Source organism: Variovorax sp. P4_D9, assembly GCF_056401695.1.
This window is the reverse complement of sequence record NZ_JBFUIU010001492.1, coordinates 1-1,213: the sequence shown is the minus strand read 5'-3', so window position 1 is coordinate 1,213 and position 1,213 is coordinate 1. Positions and strand designations below refer to the sequence as shown.

The following is a 1,213-nucleotide window of genomic DNA, read 5'->3' as shown; positions in this document are numbered from 1 at the left end:
GCTGGTGGCGACGCGGCCGTTCTCGGGCAATTGGGAATACCACATCGACGTTGCCCTCTTTACCAGTCCGCCGATCGGCAACCACAGCGGCGCCTCGCTGTTCAATCGCAACGGCGAGCTGGTCGGCATCGGTAGCCTGCTGGTGCGCGAAGCGGGCGGTCCGAACCGCAGCCTGCCGGGCAACATGTTCGTGCCAGTCGAACTGCTGCGCCCGGTGCTGGCCGAGATGCAGTCCACCGGGCGCACCCGGGCCAGCGTGCGTCCCTGGCTGGGCCTCTCGTCCTTCGAGCGCGACGGCCACGTGCAGGTCGTGCGGGTCGACCGCTGGGGMCCGGCGCTCGAGGCCGGGCTGCAGCCCGGCGACGTGGTGCTGGCCGTCGACGGCGTCGAGGTCCATACGCTGGAGGCCTTCTACAAGAAGCTCTGGCAGCGCCCGGCGGCCGATGCCGAGGTCGAACTCACGGTGCGGCAGGGCCTCGAGGTTCGCAGGATCAAGGTCCATGCGATCGACCGCATGCAGACGCTGCGCAAGCCCGAGGGCATTTAGCAGTGCAGTGTTGCGTTCTGTTTTGAGCTCAAGCGACTGCTAGCAAATGACCATATGCAGGAGGTCGCGGACGCTCTTGGTCCAGATAAAGGCCTCGGGTTATGCGGCCAGCAGCACGATACGGGCCGCGCCAGCCTGACGCTGGTGCGCTTGTCACGCGCCAGCCGGATGCTCGCTCTCCTGTCCTTTCGCCCACTCAATCACCGGAGCGCCAGTGGCGCCTTCTCGCTCCTTGGGCCGGGGGTGGGCCGGCTGCACGGCGGATTCGTACCAGTTACTCAGGCGTTCCGCAGGTTCCGCAGGGGTGTCGCCATCCGGGGTCGCGGCCGTCGAAGGGTTGATCTGCGATGGGCCGATGTTCGAGAAGGAATCGGATTCGCCAGGATCGTTGTCCGCGTAGGAGCCGCGGTTCAAGTCTTGTTGCTGTTCATATAGTGCTCGGTCCCGGCGTCAGGCGGGAGGATCTGGCGCGCGGGGGTGCTGGTTCTAGGGGTGGTCGGGTTCTGGTGTGGGACTTAGGCCATCTCTGGGCCATGACCCACAAGGGGCTGGTCCGCTGGGCTTGCCTGCTCGCCCGGTGCCGAAGGTTCCGAGGGGGCTCGATTCCCCCGGTATCCCCCCAAATGGCCGATAAATGTGACGAGTTCTGGTAACAAGTCGGGAAAA

2 protein-coding genes are annotated in these 1,213 nt (G+C 65.8%); one reads left to right on the top strand and one right to left on the bottom strand.

The window, feature by feature from the left end; all coding sequences use genetic code 11:
• Positions 1-547, top strand: a 547-nt coding sequence (locus tag AC1DY5_RS56285) for a S1C family serine protease (protein ID WP_478122815.1), incomplete at its 5' end; no start/stop codon positions are given.
• A 153-nt stretch (positions 548-700) separates the two neighbouring features.
• On the opposite strand, the gene AC1DY5_RS56280 is transcribed toward AC1DY5_RS56285, so the two are convergent.
• Entirely contained in the window at positions 701-961 is a 261-nt protein-coding gene (locus AC1DY5_RS56280) for a hypothetical protein (protein ID WP_478122814.1), read from the bottom strand.
• Positions 962-1,213 lie beyond the last annotated feature (252 nt).